A 16,979-nucleotide genomic window follows, 5' to 3' on the forward strand; every position below is an offset into this window, starting at 1 on the left:
CTATAGTCATGAAATCTATCTTATTAAAAACGCAAACCATTATTTTCGTTCTCTTTGGCTTTACATTGGTTCTGGCCCAAAACAGTATGAAAATCCCTTCCGATGCTGTATTTTATATGGAAGTCAACGGAAAACAGCTTAATAATAAAATCAATTGGAATAAGCTGAATCCTTTGCTGCATGAACTCAGTAAAAAGAGCAAAGAAAATCTTTCCTGGACAGATTACTCCAAAACAGGAATCAAGTATGACGCTGTTCAATATCACTACGCAAGTTTTAATGATTCCATTAAAACCTATAACACGCATTTTATCATTGATAATAAAGAAAAATTCCAGGAGTTTATTAATTCTGTGAAGAAAAAAGGGCAGGAAGTCTCCAGCAGAAAGAACTATTCTTACGTAGATATCAATGATGATATTTTCGTTGCATGGAACGGGAGCCGTGCCGTTCTCAGCATGATCAGCTATACCAAGCCATATAAGGATCTTTGGTCAACTGAAGCCGTTACAGATAGTACTGCCGTTGCCGTTGTTGATTCCGCTTATGCAGAGCCGGGCGATACGGTTTATACCGATGAACCGGAAAAACCTTTTGATTACAAAGAGGAAATCAAAAGCCTGAAGGAAGATGTCAAGTATCTGAAAGAAAGTATTAAAGATAACAACAACGAGATCGCAAGGATCCAGAAAGATATCAAATACCTGCAGAAACATCATAAATATCCTGCAGAGAAAGAAACTCCTGAAAATGCTGAAAATGGAGAGGAAATGCCAGGTGAGCCTTACGCTTACGATGAAGAGGAGGATTTAGCCTATAAAAAAGAACAGGATTCTATCCGCAGAGAAAACTTTAAGGTTGTTAAAAAGAATGCTGAAGATCGTTTTGACCAATATTTCAGTTCAAATTTAGAAATTGAAGTTCCAAAATATATGCTTGCATTCCGGGATGCCGGTTCTGATGTTTTTGTGTATACAGATTATGGAAGAATTGTCAATGAAGGGATCTACGGAAAAATGACAAAGTATTCTGGTTACGAACAGTTTTTCAAAAATATGTACAACTCCAATTATTCGTACAATCTGTATTTTGATAAAGACAAGGTGAGACTTGTTAATAATTATCAGCATAGGAATAATGACATTCAAAAGAATATCTCTGCCATTTATAAAGGAAAGAAAAACAAAAAATTGCTGCAGCTGATCAATGAAAAAAGTGTAGGTTACTATGCAGTGAACGTTAATGGCGCAAAATGTTTTGATATGATGTACAGTCTTCTTCAGAATTCAGGAGAAAATGAGTACAAAAAAGAAATAGAGCTGATCATGGAAACTATGAAAATAGTGCTGGATGAAGAGGCTATTGCCAAAATAGCACCTGGAAACGGAATTTTTGTTTTAAACGAATTGAAATCCAAAAAAGTAGAATATACCGATTATGAGTATGATGCAGATTTCAATGAAAAAGAAGTGAAGAAAACCAAAGAGATTGCTGTTCCCAACTTTACTTTCGCTTTTGCAACAGAGAATGAAGGCTATTGGAACCGTATTTTTGATGTGCTGACCAACAACAAAAAACTATCTGAAAGGTTCTCTAAAAAAGGCGATCTGTACACATTTAAAGAAGAAAAAAACGGAGGTTATGTTGATCAGTTGTTTTTTACTGTGAAAGATGGAGTAGTGTATCTTATGAGTTCAGCAGATAATATTTTACCGGTAAACCAATCTGAGATTTCCAGAAAATGGGCAAAAGATTCTGCTAAATATCCTTTATCCGGAAGGTTGGATATTCAGAAACTTTTAACAGGATTGGATAAAGAATTCAAAAGCCCGAAAGAGAGAAAAACATTGGAAGCCATCAAAAAAAATGTGGGTGAGCTTTATTATAAAACAGAAGTAAAAGGAGAAAGCATCCAGTCTGAGATGAATTATAATATCAAAGATTCTTCGGAAAACAGCTTAATGTATTTCTTTGACATATTCGATCAGGTTTTTAAAACAAAAGAAACAGAGAAAAAGCCTCAGATTTTATAGATGAAAAAAAAGAAGATTATTGTCCCGTTATTTTTATTGCTCGCTGTTGGAGTATATTTTTTAGTTTTTCACAAAAATAAAAGACTGAAATATATTCCCGACAATGCAGATGCAGTTGTTTTGATCGATACGAAGAAATTAACGGGACAATATCTCTTCAGCTTAGTAACTCATCCTTCAAAATGGTCCGGAAGTAAAACAAAAAGTAAAAGCTCCGGATCACTGAAAGATTCAGGGACCAGAATTCCTGATTTTCTACAGATGTTCCATATTAAAGACACTGGATTTTCTCAATGGTACACTGTTTTAGAACTTAAAGATTCTCATCAATTTATCACCTATTTGAGGAAGCAAAACTTTGTTGATAAAGGAAATAACCGTTTTCAGAAGGAACAGCTTTTCTTTATGATAGAAGGAAATTATTGCGTTGCGGGAACTTCAGATCATGCTTTTGAAACCCTTCAGAAAAAGCTGTTACAGAATTCTGTACATCGCGTTTGGGATGCAGATCAATTTATTCACAATACATTGGGAAGTATTTCATTTATTTCAGGGCAGAAAATTCAAAACTTTTCTATTGAGCTGAATGATGACGAAATTGAGATCAAAAATAATTCAAACCCGGGAATTTTTAATGGAATTGCTTCAAAGCTTCAGAAAGGAAATCAGTTTCTTGAATTGGAGTTAGACAATGAAAATATTAGAAATATTACCCGTTTTTTCAATAAAAGTATAGCAGATTCCTTACGGGCAAATTCTTTAAAGGCTACTGCAAATCTAAGACAGATCAATGATACCATTGTTACTTATGAGTATGATGATAATTTTAATGAAGTTGAAAAAAAGACGGTTCAAAAGATTACCCAGCCCAGCTATATGATCGATATTCAGAGTGACGATCCTGAGAAAACCTGGCAATACTTTCTGTCTGAAAAGTGGATCAATAATGAAAATCAGTTTACGGCAATTCCCTTTCAACCCAATACAATCATTCAAAATAATAAAGGTGTTACGATAGAATCTATCAAAAATACTATAGCAATGTCACCCCGATTAAATGAAAACTACATTTTAATCAGAAATAATGCCTTGCTGTATTCTTCTTTGAAAACACTGAGTATCACTGAAAAAAGAATCATTTCAGATATCGACTATGTATGGTACGGGAATCAGTCTGATCATTATTGGGTAAAAATAAAAGCGAAGAAAGGAGAATTACCCTTAATTTTACGGTGGTAAGCAAACCGAACAAAATTTTATTAATGGCTCCATCAGACATCGCATTGCTCAAAACCTTTACACATTATTTTTTACATCTCGTTTTTCCTGTCTTTATTGCATTAATTTTTTATCGTAAAAATTGGAAAAAGGCGTATTTTATTCTTCTTGCTACCATGCTGGTAGACCTGGATCATCTTTTTGCCAATCCTGTTTTTGATCCGTCAAGAGGAAGCATAGGTTTTCATTTTTTACATTCTTATTATGCCATTGCGGTGTATTTTTTGCTGTTGTTCTTTAAAGGAAATATCAGGATTATAGGAATCGGGCTTCTGTTTCATATGTTTACAGATTATCAGGACTTTAACTTCTGGCCTCATTAAAATATTATTAATATTTTCTTTTGATATTGAAATTATTATAGATTTTTTGTATTTTGTAGTCACGATATGAGACTAAAAGAACTTTTACATTATACCTATATTTTTCCTATTCTGGCAGTAGGATACTACTTTTCCGGTTTGATGGGAAGTGGTGTTCTTTATGATATTCTTGCCGGTATTTTACTGATCGGAAGCGTTTTGTCAGCAGTACATCATGCTGAAGTTGTAGCTCATAAAGTAGGAGAGCCTTTTGGAACCATCATCCTGGCACTTTGTATCACCATTATTGAAGTGGCACTTATCATCTCGCTGATGGTTGCCGGCGGAGATCAGGCGATCACGCTGGCCAGAGATACCGTTTTTGCCGCCGTAATGCTTATTCTTAATGGAATTCTGGGGATATGTATTCTGGTAGGCGGCGTTAAATATCATGAGCAGTTCTTTGCAAGAACCTCAGCAACTACTTATCTGGTGAGTATTGTTTCCATTCTGGTACTTACCCTTGTTCTTCCCAATTTTACCTCAAGTGTCAACGGACCATTCTATAACGAAGCGCAGCTTATTTTTATATCCATAGCATGTCTTGTCATTTATGGAGTTTTCCTGATGGTACAGACTGTGCGCCACAGAAGTTATTTTATTGTTCCTGATGAGCATCCTGAAGAACATTATATTCCCTCATTGCCCAAAACGCTTATCAGCTTTATTTTTCTGGTAATCTGTCTTGTAATTGTCGTACTGATGGCAAAAGGATTATCCGATACCATAGAAGGTATGGTACAGAGTCTTGGAGCTCCAAAATCTTTGGTTGGGGTAATTATTGCTGCCGTGGTTCTTCTTCCTGAAGGGGTTGCTGCGATTCGTGCTGCAAGAGCCAATCAAATACAGTCCAGTTTAAATCTCGCATTGGGTTCTGCACTGGCAAGTATCGGTCTCACTATTCCTGCGGTTTCAGCAGTATGTATCATGTATGATATTCCACTTGTATTAGGCCTGGATAAAAAAGACATTATTCTGCTTTCTTTATCCGTATTTATAGTAATGCTTTCATTAAGCCGGGGTAAAACAAACGTTCTTTACGGTACTGTCCTGTTAGTGAATCTGGCAGCCTATATCTTTACAGTAATCGTTCCTTAAAAAGAAAAATTACAAAATTACAAATCTGTCTGTCTGTAAAATAAATCCAGGAATTTATCCTCGATATCTATATCCCGTACCCCGCATCTCGCATTACTACAGCCTTCTCGCCAGCTCCATTTTGAAAGCCATGAGTTTTGCTATATTCTCGGATTTATAGATCGCCATGTCTGCATTTTCTCCTACAAAGTTTTCCTCAATAGTAGTACGCCAAAGCATCAGCCATCTGTCAAAATGTTTTTGCTCCATAGCCTGTATCTCATTAATAGGGAAATGGACACCCATTGGATTTCCTTTATAAGACATCTGCCCAAAAAGAATAGATTCCCAGAAAGAATACATTTTAGGAAGGTGTTGGTCCCAAACTACTTTAGCAATATCATTAAAAAAGAACCCGATAGTCTCATCTTCAACAACTTTGTTGTAAAATGAATTGACAAGGTGTTCAATGTCTTCTCTTGATTCAAGCTTTTTCATAGTTCAAAGTTAGTATAATTCGTATTAAAAATTCCAGTCTCTAAATTGATACATTTCATATAAACAGTATTTTAGAGTACAACCTGAGTAGAATACAATGAAAAATTGGGAAAGATTAAAATTTGATTAATTCGCAAAAAAAGGCCTTAAAAGAATTCATTTTTTGTAAATTTAATTATTAAACACTAAAAAATTATTAAAATGATCAAAAAAATCAATTCTATTGGTATTCTCTTACTGATGTTTTCGGTATCATGTTCAAGGGATGAAGTGAGTACTATTACTGATGATTCAGAAAAAGTGAATTATTCTGAGGTGAAGAAATCACAGTTGACGGAGGCAGAGATGCTTCAAAAAGGCTGGAAAATTGTAGATGAATTTAAATTATCAGGGAATGATAGTCTGAGAACAAACTATAGTTCATCTAATGAAGAGCGTGAAATCCCTTTCAAGTCCAATCATCTGAAAGACATGGGATATGATACCAGTTACTCCGGAGAGAGAACGAGGTTGAAAAATGTTTTTGCATACTCTGGCCAGGTTCCGGATGGAATTATATTTAATCCTGACCTTTCTGTAGATGGAGATGCCAGGAATACTGCTCCTAATCCTAATGTTTCCATTGTTCTGGGAACTCCTGAGGTATCTATAAAAACAGATGGAGTAGATTTACCGGATAACGCCTATACTACGGAGGCGATTAATAATGGGGACAGAGAAAGTGAGATTACGGTAACTTATTCTTATAAAAAAGGATATTCTACCTCCTGGAAACGGACTGTTTCAGGGTCATTTGAAGTGGCAGCATCAGTATCTGTTGATATTCCGCTGGTAGCAAAAGCTTCAGCAAGCACAAAAGTTGTGGTAGGAGGAGATACAACAGAAGGTACAGAAAATTCTGAAGAAATTACCGAGACCAGCAGCTACAAGACCATTGTCCCTGCCCATTCTAAAAAATCAATTTCTATCCTGACAAAATTGAAAGGATCATCTGTTGAGTACTTTGTACCTATGAAATTAACCGGAAGATTACAGGCAAACTTTCCTTCTCCTGTAGATGGACATTATTACTGGGCTTTCCCTATTGAAAGCTTCCCTGATTTTCTTTCCAATATACACGGAGAGTCCGGTATTGTAAAATCTGTAAGTAATGTAAGTGTTACTGTACTGGAATCACCGGCACAACAGATATAAAACTACTTTAATAAAGATTATATAAACAGCAGATATTCAAAATTTCTGCTGTTTTTTTGTTTGTGCTTTTAAGTGTACGTTCTGTAAAAGCCTTCGAGAAAGCAATCTGTCATCTGAATAATGAATTTTAAAAGATGATTACAAGAAAGGATTGACATCTTAATGAATTCTATTCTTAACTTTGCTTTTTTAAATAGTATATGCTGAAAGAAAAAGCTGATCATTAACTGGCTTATGGTAGAGGAATATCACAGTATAATAAAGTCAAAATGATTACAGAATGACAGGAGGATTCAGAAAAAAAATCCGCCAGAAAAATGCGGAGAACAGTGGTTTCGGAACCAATGCATCCGGAAGATTTATCAATAAGGACGGCCTCCCGAATGTTCAGAGAAGGGGAGTGAATGTTTTTAACAGGCTAAGCTGGTACCACACCATGCTGAATCTCTCATCATTCCGTTTTATATCGTATCTGGTTATCGCTTATATCATCATTAATCTTGTATTTGCTATGATCTATTATTTGATTGGTGTAGAGCATCTTACCGGAATAGATAAGAGTGATCCACTCAATGAATTTATTGATGTCTTTTTCTTCAGTTCCCAGACATTTACCACCGTTGGATATGGAAGAATAGCTCCTGTAGGTTTTTTGGCAAGTCTGGTGGCTACTTTTGAAGCTTTTCTGGGATTGCTTACCTTTGCCATTGCAACGGGACTTTTTTACGGAAGATTTTCAAGACCCCGGGCGTATCTTAGGTTTTCTGATATAGCCGTTATTGCCCCTTTTCAGGAGTCTTCAGCATTAATGTTCAGGCTTGCACCGTATAAAAATAATGCATTGACGGATGCAGACGTTATTGTATCTGCAGCCATTGAGGTGATGGAAAACGGAGTTGCCAAAAGCAATTTCTACAGGCTTACAACACAGATGAGTAAAATCAATACGCTGGCTCTCAACTGGACCGTAGTGCATAAAATTGATGAAAACTCTCCGTTTTATGGATTTTCTGAAGAAGATTTTAAAAATACGGATATGGAACTTATCGTACAGGTACGCGCATTTGACGAAGTGTTTTCAAATACGGTGGTTCAAAGGTCTTCGTATACTACACGAGAAATTGTATATGGTGCTAAATTTGTCCCGATGTATTATCCTAACAAGGAAAATCTCTCAACAGTACTGGATCTGGATAAAATCAATGAATATAAGAAAGAGGAACTCCCGGAGTCAGTGAGAAACAAAGAATAAATGGATTTAGATTTTTATAAAAAACAGGCGATACAAAAGCAGAAAGAGCATAAGAAATTTCTGGACGGGTTAAAGAAAAAACCGCCCAAAAATCTTGATTATATCGTGCAGGATGCCCATAATGAAGTTTTTGAAGAAATAGACTGTTTGCAATGTGCCAATTGCTGCAAAACAACCGGTCCTCTCTATACTGAAAAGGATATTGAGAGAATTTCCAGGCATCTGCGAATGAAATCTGCTGACTTTGAGGCTAAGTTTTTAAGAGTAGATGAAGATAATGACAAAGTACTGCAGAATCTTCCCTGCTTTTTTCTGAATAGTGATAATACATGTTCTATCTACGATGTAAGGCCAAAGGCATGTCGTGAATATCCCCATACCGACCGTAAGAAGATTTATCAGATCAATAATCTCATGCTGAAAAATACCGTTATCTGCCCGGCAGCATTTGAATTCGTAGAAAAAATGATGAAGAATATTGGGAAGTAACTATGTGGGCAGAGGAGGGAAGATGAGGATTGGTAGCTCTTATCAGTGATCATGAAACAGTTGTTTTTACTCTAAAAATCCTCCGGATTTCAGCATCACTCTTCCAGCCAATTCAGCCGAACTCATTTTTGCAAATTCCTCTTAAATAATTATAAAGTACGTTAAATAAGCTTTTTACACATAATTTTATAAATGATGCTTCGTTTAAGTTAAACAATCATTTAAATATTACATTATGAAAAAGTTAATTTTAACGGCAGCGTTTACATTAGTCGGAGTAATCGCAGTATCAGCACAGTCAACACCACAAAAGCCAGCCGATACTTCAACTAATAACCCTACGACAACTCAAACCCAACAACCGAATACACAGACTACAAGTCCTTCGGATCAAAAGAATCAACAGGAAAAATCACCTGCAACTACAACAGAAACTGCACCGGCAACTGATCCGTCAGTAAGCACAACGCCAACTGATGCCACTAAGCCTGCAGATACTCCAAAAGAGGAAAAGAAAGACAAAAAGAAGAAAAAGTAAAGCACTTTAGCAAACACTAGTCGGAATCCTGAAATCTTTATTTCAGGATTTTTTCTGTTCAATTTCATTTGTTTTGAACCGGAGAATTTTAGTAATCAGATCCAGCGGAAGATTTTCATGAATTGGAAACTGCACAGCTCCTTTGGAAAACTTATATTTTTTTTCTTTAAAATCTGTCTCAAAATTGTGGATACCTTCAGCTCCCGGATAGAATCCGATATGCTTTTTGTACCCCGCAAAATAAACCAAAGGTTTCCCTTTGTACCGGAAGGCAGGCATCTGGTAGCCAATATATTCTTCAAGATCAGGAACCTGTAAATGAATTACTTTCCTAAGTTCTTGCAGCTTCTCCTGTACTTCCACCGGAAACAGGAGAATGTATTCATCAATATTTGTAAAAGTGTTCAGCATGATATAAAAATAAAAAAAGCGCTGCATATAGCAGCGCTTTCTCCTTTCACTTTTTACTTTTTTCCCATTATCCCGGGAACAGGCTATATCAAAAAAGGTCGGGAGTTTTTCCCAACCTTTATTTTTTTTCGTTACACAACTCCCTGAGCCAACATTGCTTCTGCTACTTTTACGAAGCCGGCAATATTTGCACCTTTTACGTAGTTTACATAACCGTCTTCGTCTTTTCCATAGTCTCTACAAGCTTTGTGGATACCGATCATGATTTCCTTTAATCTTGCATCAACTTCTTCAGAAGTCCAGTTAAGACGGATAGAGTTCTGAGTCATTTCTAATCCTGATGTTGCAACACCTCCAGCATTGGAAGCTTTACCAGGAGAGAATAATACTTTATTGTCTAAGAAATAGTTGATGGCATCTAGTGTGGAAGGCATATTCGCCGCTTCAGTTACACAAACACATCCGTTTTCAACTAATTTTCTTGCATCATCTAAATCTAATTCGTTTTGGGTTGCAGAAGGGAAGGCAACATCACACTTCACATCCCAAGGACGTTTTCCAGCATGGAATTCAGCTGAAGGATATTTTTTAGCATAATCTTCAGCTCTGTTGTTTCCTGAAGATCTAAGTTCTAATAAATAATCGATCTTTTCTCCGCTGATACCATCTTTATCGTAGATGTATCCATCTGGTCCAGAGATTGTTACTACTTTAGCGCCTAGTTCAGTTGCTTTTTTGATAACTCCCCAAGCTACGTTTCCGAAACCTGATACTGTAACTGTTTTACCTTCGAAGTTTTGCCCGATAGTCTTAAGCATCTGCTCAGCGAAGTATACTACACCGTATCCTGTAGCTTCAGGACGGATTAATGAGCCTCCATAAGCAAGACCTTTTCCTGTAAGAACTCCGGTAAACTCGTTTCTGATTTTCTTGTACTGTCCGAATAAATATCCGATTTCTCTTGCTCCAACACCAATATCTCCTGCAGGTACGTCAGTTTCAGGACCAATGTGCTTGCATAATTCTGTCATGAAAGCCTGGCAGAAACGCATTACTTCCATATCAGATTTACCTTGTGGATCGAAATCTGAACCTCCTTTACCACCTCCCATTGGAAGAGTTGTCAAAGAGTTTTTGAATACTTGTTCAAAAGCTAAGAACTTAAGAACTGATAAGTTTACAGTAGGGTGGAAACGGATTCCTCCTTTGTATGGTCCAATAGCAGAGTTCATTTGAATTCTGAAACCTCTGTTAACCTGAATTTCTCCTTTGTCATCAACCCATGGAACTCTGAAAATAATAATTCTTTCAGCTTCAGCCATTCTTTCAAGCAGCTTCATTCCGGTATATTCTTTTTTAGTAGCAATGAATGGAATTACAGTTACGGCAACTTCTTTTACAGCCTGTAAAAATTCCGGTTCGTTAGGATTTTTTGCTTCAATTTTTGCAATAAACTCTTGGATTTTCTGGTCAATATTATATTGTTCCATATATTAAGGTTGAATATTATTGTCAACAAATTTAATTTTTTTTTCAAGATTCACAACACTGTATTTCAACTTTGTTAAAAATTAAATAATAATGTTTCGTAATATTATTAAATTGATAATTTGTGTTCAAATTTTGTTAAAAATGAAATGTTATGTGTGAAATAATGCAATATTAAGAAATCATTAAATCTTAAATTGCGATGAATTGCCTCCCGGAAAATGATTTTACTTTCCCTAAAAGTTCCAATTCCAAAATTATTGGTAAGATTTTGTGAGTGGGAAGATCAATTCTCTGGGCAAGATCATCTAAAGAAATCTGTGGGTAATATTGAATAGATTGATATATTAAGTGTTGATTGTTAGATAATTGTATTATGGTCTCGCTATGAGGAAATAATTCTTCTATTTTTTCTTTGGGAGCATTTAATCCAAGGAGTTCAATGAGATCTTTTACAGTAGAAATAGCAGTTGCTTTATTATGGAAAATCAACTGATTACATCCCTGGCTGTAGCTGTCCATAATTTTTCCCGGCAGTGCAAAGACATCACGGTTATAGTCATTAGCGAAAGCTGCAGTGCTTACAGACCCACCCCCAAAACCGGTTTCCACCACAATAGTTGCCGGAGATATTCCTGCTACAATCCTGTTTCTTTGGATGAAATTTTCCCGGTCTGGTTTTCTTGAGGAACTGAATTCTGTGATTAGTGCGCCTCCCTCATGAAGAATTTTCTCAGAAAGCTTCCTGTTTTTCGTCGGATATAAATATTGAAAACCATGGGCCAGAACAGCTATAGTAGGTTTTTGATGAAGAACAGACTGCTCATGAACTTCTTTGTCAACTCCCAAAGCGAGGCCGCTCACCGTAATATATTCTGAAGATTGTGTTGCCTGAAAAAAGTCTTCGATGAAATGTTTTCCATAAGCAGTCATATTCCGGGTTCCTACAATACTTATTTTTGACTGGATATCTTCAATATTCCCTTTCTGATAAAGAATAGCCGGTGCGTCATTACATTCATTAAGCAGGGAAGGGGTTTCTTTGAGGTGTTTCAGCCTGATCTGGATATTATTTTTTTCGCAAAAATTTAATTCTTCTTCTGCGAATTTCAAATGAGACTCATTTCCAATATCAGAAACTGTTCTTTGTCCTATCCCTTCCAGTTTTTTATGCTCTTTTTTTGCTCTTTTCCAGGCTTCCTGGGCACTCCCGAAAGTACGGACAAGTTTATGAAAATGGATATCGCCAATCTGACTGCACTCGCGGAGGGCGATGGCATAAAAGTATTCTTCGGAATTCATGTGTGTTTTTTTTCAAATGTAATGAAATAAGTTTATTTAAATGTTGATAGATATTCTTACATCATGATTCTTCCATTCTAATAATCTATAATTACACATTCTGAAGCAGTATACCTTTCTTATGAAAACTAATTCTCTACAATGGACTATTGTAGAGAATTAATTTTTTCTATTTATGGTTCATATAACTTTATCCTGGTCTTCGTTGAGAGTCGAAGCGCTCTCTTGATTTTTTGGCTTAAGGTCGGCGGCGGGCAGAGCCTGGTAGAGGTGTTGATTCCTCTCTACGTGCTTCTGCTTGAGGGCGAAATCTCGCAGAACCCGCTATAGGGCGTGATTCCCCTGTATGAGGTTGAATTTGGGCTGAAGCCATCTGATGATACCTATTCCCGGTAGCGTTCTCTGTTGACTCTCCCTGACCTGCTGCTTGAACCCTCTGAGCCATTTGAGCCATCTGGGCATCCAATGCTTCTTGCTGTCTGTATATATTTGTCATTGTTTGCAAAAATGTGCTCTCTGTTGACAGGCCCTGTCCCTCTGCTTGTAAGGTTTGGGGAGTTTGCTTCCGATCTACAAAATCCTGAATTTTACTTTGTTGTTCAGATACAAATTCTTCATATTTCTGCTTGATGGATTCTTCCTTATTTTCATTTTTTAGCAAATCCCTAAGCACTTCCTGATGGGCAGGAAAGTTCATCAGTTCGTCATTTTCATTTTCAGTCATATCAGCAGAAAAGAGGGTCTCTGATATATCTGGGTTTTCCATAAATTTCTGCATATCTTCCGGATATATCTGGATATATTTTTCCCTTTCTACTGCAATGGAATCGTTTTGTAAGCCCATGCTAAACAGATAATTATCTGTTAATTCCTTTAATTTTTTTTCATTTAATTCATGAACTATACCTATATTTCTTGCACTAACCAAATCAACAAATTCCTCAATTATATCAGGGCTTAATATTGTAAAACCATATTCTGAATTTATTGATATCGGAGGTAGGTCTCTTTGTTTAGTTAGATTCTCATTCTCACCATTTATAAACCTCAAGTGTATATCTGATTCTTTAGCTACATGTACTATATGTTTGCGAGAATAAACTAAGCTAACCAGGGCATTTACCGCTTCTATTTTTTCGTTTGGTGGCAGATTTTTCAGCTTACCTGTTGCCTCAATAAGGGCCAGTCTTTCTATCATCAGATAATTTTCTTCTGATAATTTTTCTCCTGATTTTAATAGCTCCGCGATCTTTACTCTCATCAAATGCTCTTTAACCGGAGTGTCACAGTTTCCCAGAGAACTGGTGATTCCTAATTGTATCGTATTTCTGTCTTCAATGGGAATATTGGGATCCCGCAGTTGAGATAGCAGCATTTTAACGGTAGGACCATATACATTCAGATCATATGCATTATGAACTGGAGCCTTACTCAAAAACAGTTTTATGGCATTTTTAGAAGATTTGCTGACTGTATTCTGAATAATATTATCATTGAAAACTGTTTCACTGGTAATAGCTGCCGGGTCTAAATCGGAAGCTTCTATCTGCTTTGCAATCTCTGACCGCTCATCATCATCCGGATACAATATACTTAATGCATATTCATAATCTTCAGTTACATCCTCTATAGTCTGTATAATATGACTCAGATGTCTCGCTGAATCTGGTGAAAGAAGATTCCCACTAAAATCTAAGCTTTCAAGATTTCCTAAATTATCTAAGATGTCAGAAAGATCCTGAATTTTATTATCTGTGGCAATCAAACGGGTAAGGTTTGACAGTTCACTTATACTGCGAGGTAAACTCGTAAGATTGTTGTTGCTTAAATTAAGTTCCGTGAGATTCTCGATCTTCAATATTTCAGGCATCACTCGCTCTAAAGTTTCTGAATCTATAGATAAACCGGACAAATCTAAGCTGGTTTCCCATGATCCAAACTCAACCCATGATATTCTATCGTTGATTTCTTCTAATTGTTCCTCCGTAACCATATGCTTTTTTTTAATGTTAATAAATATTTTAAAGCTTTATTGATCTAAAGCATTTTAATCTGTTCACTGAGAACCAAGGCTCTCTGGAATCTCTTCTTTAACGTCTATGTGCGGTGGAGCCTTGTAAAGTCCGTGACTCCTCTCTCTGTATCTCTGTTTGATCGTGTCGGGCAGAGGTTGAAAGGGTCCGCGATTCCCTTCTCTGTGTCTCTGTTTGAGATTGAATTTGGGGAGAAGCCATCTGATGATACCTGTTATGATCACTCATAACCTTCTCTGTTGACATTCCTTGTCCGTCTGCTTGTGTGTTCTGGGATGCTAGCTTTTGATCCACAAAATCTTTAATTTTATTTTGTTGTTCCGATACATATTTTTCGTATTTCTGCTTGATGGATTCTTCTTTATTTTCATTTTTAAATAACTCCCTAAGTTCTTCCTGATGACCAGGGAAGTTCATCAGATCTCCTACTTCATCTATATCAGCAGAAAAGAGCGTATCTGATAGATCAGAGCCCTCCATAATAAACGTCTGCATATCTTCCGGATATTTCTGGATATACTTCTCCCGTTCTATTACAATAGTATCATTCTGCAAGCCCTTGCCAGTAAGATAATTGTCTGTTAATTCCTTTAGCTTTTCCTCATTCAATATGCAAAATGGACCCGTTTTTTTACCAACCAATGCAGCAAATTCATCAATTAATTTAGGTGTTAGTAAGGCCAAACCATATCCGGCATTTACCGATATAAGAGGTAGATCTCTCTGTTTGCCATTAATGCTATTATTTTTCCCTGTAAGAAATGCCAGTTGTATATCTAATTTTTTGGTTAGAGATTGTATATGTTTTTCAGAATAAACTAAACTAACCAAGGCATTTACTGCTTCTATTTTTTCCTTTGATGGTAGATTTTTCAGCTTACCTGTTGCCTCAATAAGGGCCAGCCTTTCTATCATCAGATAATTTTCTTCAGATAATTTTTCTCCTGATTTTAGTAGCTCTGCGATCTTCACTCTCATCAAATGCTCTTTAACGGGAGTGTCGCAGTTTCCCAGAGAACTCGTTATTCCTAATTGTATCGTATTTCTGTCTTCAACGGGAATATTAGGGTCCCGCAGTTGGGATAGCAGCATTTTAACAGTAGGACTATATACATTCAGTTCATACTCATTATGAACAGGCACCTTACTCAAAAATAGCTTTATGGCATTTTTGGAAGATTTTATCATTGTATTCTGAATATTATTCCCATTTAAATTAATTTCAAAAGCAATAGGTGAAGGATCTAAATCAGAAGCCTCTATCTGTTTTGCGATCTTTGCCTGCTCTTTATCATTCGGATACAATTTACTTAGTGCATTCTTATACCTATTAGTGACATCCGGTATTATTTGTCTAATATAATTGACAAGATCATCCGATTTAGGTAAAAGAGAATTTCCTGCAAAATCTAATCTTTCAAGATTCCCCAAATTAGCTAATGTATTAGGAACGCGTTGAATACTATTGTTTTTGGCAATCAATTGGGTAAGGCTTGATAGTTCACCTATACTGTCAGGTAAGCTTGTAAGTTTGTTTTTGCTTAAATCAAGTTTCGTAAGATTCTGAATCTTTAATATTTCAGGCATCACTTTATCTAAAGTCTCAGAATCTATAGACAACCCGGACAAATCCAGGCTTGTTTCCCGTGATGTTTTAGCCTGAGCCTTTACTATTTTTTCGGTAATTTTTTTTAATTGTTTATCAGTAACCATATGTTTTTTGAATGTTTAATAAGTATTATCTGCTTTCATTAAGGATTTAGCTCTGGCATTTAAAACAAATGACAGTGTATTCCGATGTCTTTAAAGGGAATCTGCAATCTGCTTCTGTTCAAAAATATGCGGTAAACTCAGTAGCTTGGTGATTATTCAAGCAAAGCTTAATGTGTTGAATTTATGTGGTTTATAGGTGTTTGTTTAATGAAACAAATTTCAAGTAATTGAAACAAAATCCAGAATATTATTTGTAAATATAAATTCATTGTTACGTAGATTTAAATTTTGATCAATGTAAATTAAGAGCTACGGATGAATATGATGATTTAGTTGAATAGGGTTAAAAAGCAGTTAGATATGCCAGAAGAAAATGAGCCCGAATTTTTCGATCTTAGATTAAAAATCAGCTAATGAGAGATATAAAAAAAACCATCTAAAGTGTTAGACGGTTTTTTTTACATGAATGATAGGTTTTTATCTTTTTCTTAATTCATCCAGATGATCCCAGATGTCATCTTTTTTCTTATAAGGAAGTTCCATAAAATCTTCAGGATGATTTTCCCGGTATTCCTGCCATAATTTATCATCCTTTTCACTGTAATAATTGGGAAATTCCCAGATGAATTTTTTCTTCTTTTCTCCCACATTTTTAAAGGCAAAAGCAATGATGCTGCCTACTACAGCTCCGGAAAGGTGGGCCTGCCAGGAAATTTTGCTCGGTTCCTGCATATTGTAAAACAATTCTTCGGGAAGCATTCCCCAAACCAAACTTCCATAGTAAAGTACTACAAGCATTGAAATCGTAAGAAGCTTTGTATTCCATTTGAACACCCCGCTGAAGAAAAGGAAAAAGGCCAGAACATATACCACACCGCTGGCTCCAATGGTACAGGTGTACATGTATTCACCGGTAAGGATATCGATTGGAGGAAGAAGCCACACCAATAGTCCCGTGGCCAGCCAGCCGATGATAAAGACCTTGTTGGCAACCAATGGATAAAACTGATACAGCAAAAACATAAGGGCTGCTATTGGGATAGAGTTTCCTATAATATGATCAATATTTCCATGCAAAAGGGGAGAGGTAACCACACCAAGCAATCCTTCGGGAAGCAGAGGGATAATGGCTCCAAAGCAGCTTTGAAAAAAGCCCTGCATTTGTAAAAAGTACCCGAACCACATTGCTGAAAGCATCAGCAACGGATAGATAACCGCTCTTTTGGAAATTACATTTTTGAACATATGGATTTTACGTCAAATCAAAAGCCAATGATAAATTTCGGAAAATTTGTCGATGAATAAGCTTCT

General features: G+C 36.2%; 15 protein-coding genes. 8 read left to right on the top strand and 7 right to left on the bottom strand.

The features are described 5' to 3' along the window. Nucleotides 1-8 precede the first annotated feature (8 nt). The 4 genes from J2786_RS15095 to J2786_RS15110 all read left to right on the top strand — a co-directional run bounded on the left by J2786_RS15095 (nt 9) and on the right by J2786_RS15110 (nt 4,771). Nucleotides 9-2,033, top strand: coding sequence for a hypothetical protein (locus J2786_RS15095; RefSeq protein ID WP_047426853.1), 2,025 nt, complete (start codon nt 9-11; stop codon nt 2,031-2,033). Continuing rightward, nucleotides 2,034-3,272, top strand: a complete 1,239-nt coding sequence (locus J2786_RS15100) for a hypothetical protein (protein WP_047426856.1) — start codon at nt 2,034-2,036, stop codon at nt 3,270-3,272. A 23-nt stretch (nt 3,273-3,295) separates the two neighbouring features. Continuing rightward, a complete protein-coding gene (locus tag J2786_RS15105) occupies nt 3,296-3,634 on the top strand; it encodes a DUF6122 family protein (RefSeq protein ID WP_047426860.1) in 339 nt (112 codons plus the stop codon). Between the two features lie 66 nt (nt 3,635-3,700). Then, nucleotides 3,701-4,771, top strand: coding sequence for a calcium:cation antiporter (locus tag J2786_RS15110; RefSeq protein ID WP_047426863.1), 1,071 nt, complete (start codon nt 3,701-3,703; stop codon nt 4,769-4,771). Nucleotides 4,772-4,867: 96 nt separating this feature from the next. On the opposite strand, the gene J2786_RS15115 is transcribed toward J2786_RS15110, so the two are convergent. Then, nucleotides 4,868-5,248, bottom strand: a complete 381-nt coding sequence (locus tag J2786_RS15115; protein WP_047426865.1) for a group III truncated hemoglobin — start codon at nt 5,246-5,248, stop codon at nt 4,868-4,870. Nucleotides 5,249-5,449: 201 nt separating this feature from the next. Between J2786_RS15115 and J2786_RS15120 the strand changes: the two genes are divergently transcribed. The 4 genes from J2786_RS15120 to J2786_RS15135 all read left to right on the top strand — a co-directional run bounded on the left by J2786_RS15120 (nt 5,450) and on the right by J2786_RS15135 (nt 8,721). After that, nucleotides 5,450-6,442, top strand: coding sequence for a hypothetical protein (locus J2786_RS15120; protein ID WP_047426867.1), 993 nt, complete (start codon nt 5,450-5,452; stop codon nt 6,440-6,442). A 280-nt stretch (nt 6,443-6,722) separates the two neighbouring features. Continuing rightward, nucleotides 6,723-7,694 (top strand): ion channel, encoded by a 972-nt coding sequence (locus tag J2786_RS15125; RefSeq protein ID WP_047426871.1) that lies wholly within the window; start codon nt 6,723-6,725, stop codon nt 7,692-7,694. Further along, nucleotides 7,695-8,183: a YkgJ family cysteine cluster protein gene (locus tag J2786_RS15130; protein WP_047426875.1), complete on the top strand. Its 489-nt coding sequence runs from the start codon at nt 7,695-7,697 to the stop codon at nt 8,181-8,183. It abuts the gene before it with no gap. A gap of 235 nt (nt 8,184-8,418) precedes the next feature. Then, entirely contained in the window at nt 8,419-8,721 is a 303-nt protein-coding gene (locus tag J2786_RS15135; protein ID WP_047426877.1) for a hypothetical protein, read from the top strand. 42 nt (nt 8,722-8,763) lie between these two features. Here the strand turns inward: J2786_RS15135 and J2786_RS15140 are convergent, their stop codons facing one another. The 6 genes from J2786_RS15140 to J2786_RS15165 form a co-directional block, all read right to left on the bottom strand. Continuing rightward, entirely contained in the window at nt 8,764-9,159 is a 396-nt protein-coding gene (locus tag J2786_RS15140) for an iron chaperone (RefSeq protein ID WP_310025789.1), read from the bottom strand. Nucleotides 9,160-9,263: 104 nt separating this feature from the next. After that, nucleotides 9,264-10,622: an NADP-specific glutamate dehydrogenase gene (gene gdhA, locus J2786_RS15145; protein ID WP_047380182.1), complete on the bottom strand. Its 1,359-nt coding sequence runs from the start codon at nt 10,620-10,622 to the stop codon at nt 9,264-9,266. 190 nt (nt 10,623-10,812) lie between these two features. Further along, nucleotides 10,813-11,922, bottom strand: a complete 1,110-nt coding sequence (gene dprA / locus J2786_RS15150; RefSeq protein ID WP_047426883.1) for a DNA-processing protein DprA — start codon at nt 11,920-11,922, stop codon at nt 10,813-10,815. A gap of 238 nt (nt 11,923-12,160) precedes the next feature. Continuing rightward, entirely contained in the window at nt 12,161-13,915 is a 1,755-nt protein-coding gene (locus J2786_RS15155) for a leucine-rich repeat domain-containing protein (RefSeq protein ID WP_052186740.1), read from the bottom strand. A 97-nt stretch (nt 13,916-14,012) separates the two neighbouring features. Then, nucleotides 14,013-15,668, bottom strand: coding sequence for a leucine-rich repeat domain-containing protein (locus tag J2786_RS15160; RefSeq protein WP_052186743.1), 1,656 nt, complete (start codon nt 15,666-15,668; stop codon nt 14,013-14,015). A 477-nt stretch (nt 15,669-16,145) separates the two neighbouring features. Then, the gene (locus tag J2786_RS15165; protein WP_047426887.1) at nt 16,146-16,913 is read right to left on the bottom strand and encodes a rhomboid family intramembrane serine protease; all 768 of its coding nucleotides are present in this window, start codon (nt 16,911-16,913) and stop codon (nt 16,146-16,148) included. Between the last annotated feature and the right edge of the window lie 66 nt (nt 16,914-16,979).

This window comes from Chryseobacterium vietnamense (genome assembly GCF_031454475.1).
In the GTDB taxonomy this organism is placed as follows: Bacteria; Bacteroidota; Bacteroidia; order Flavobacteriales; family Weeksellaceae; genus Chryseobacterium; species Chryseobacterium vietnamense.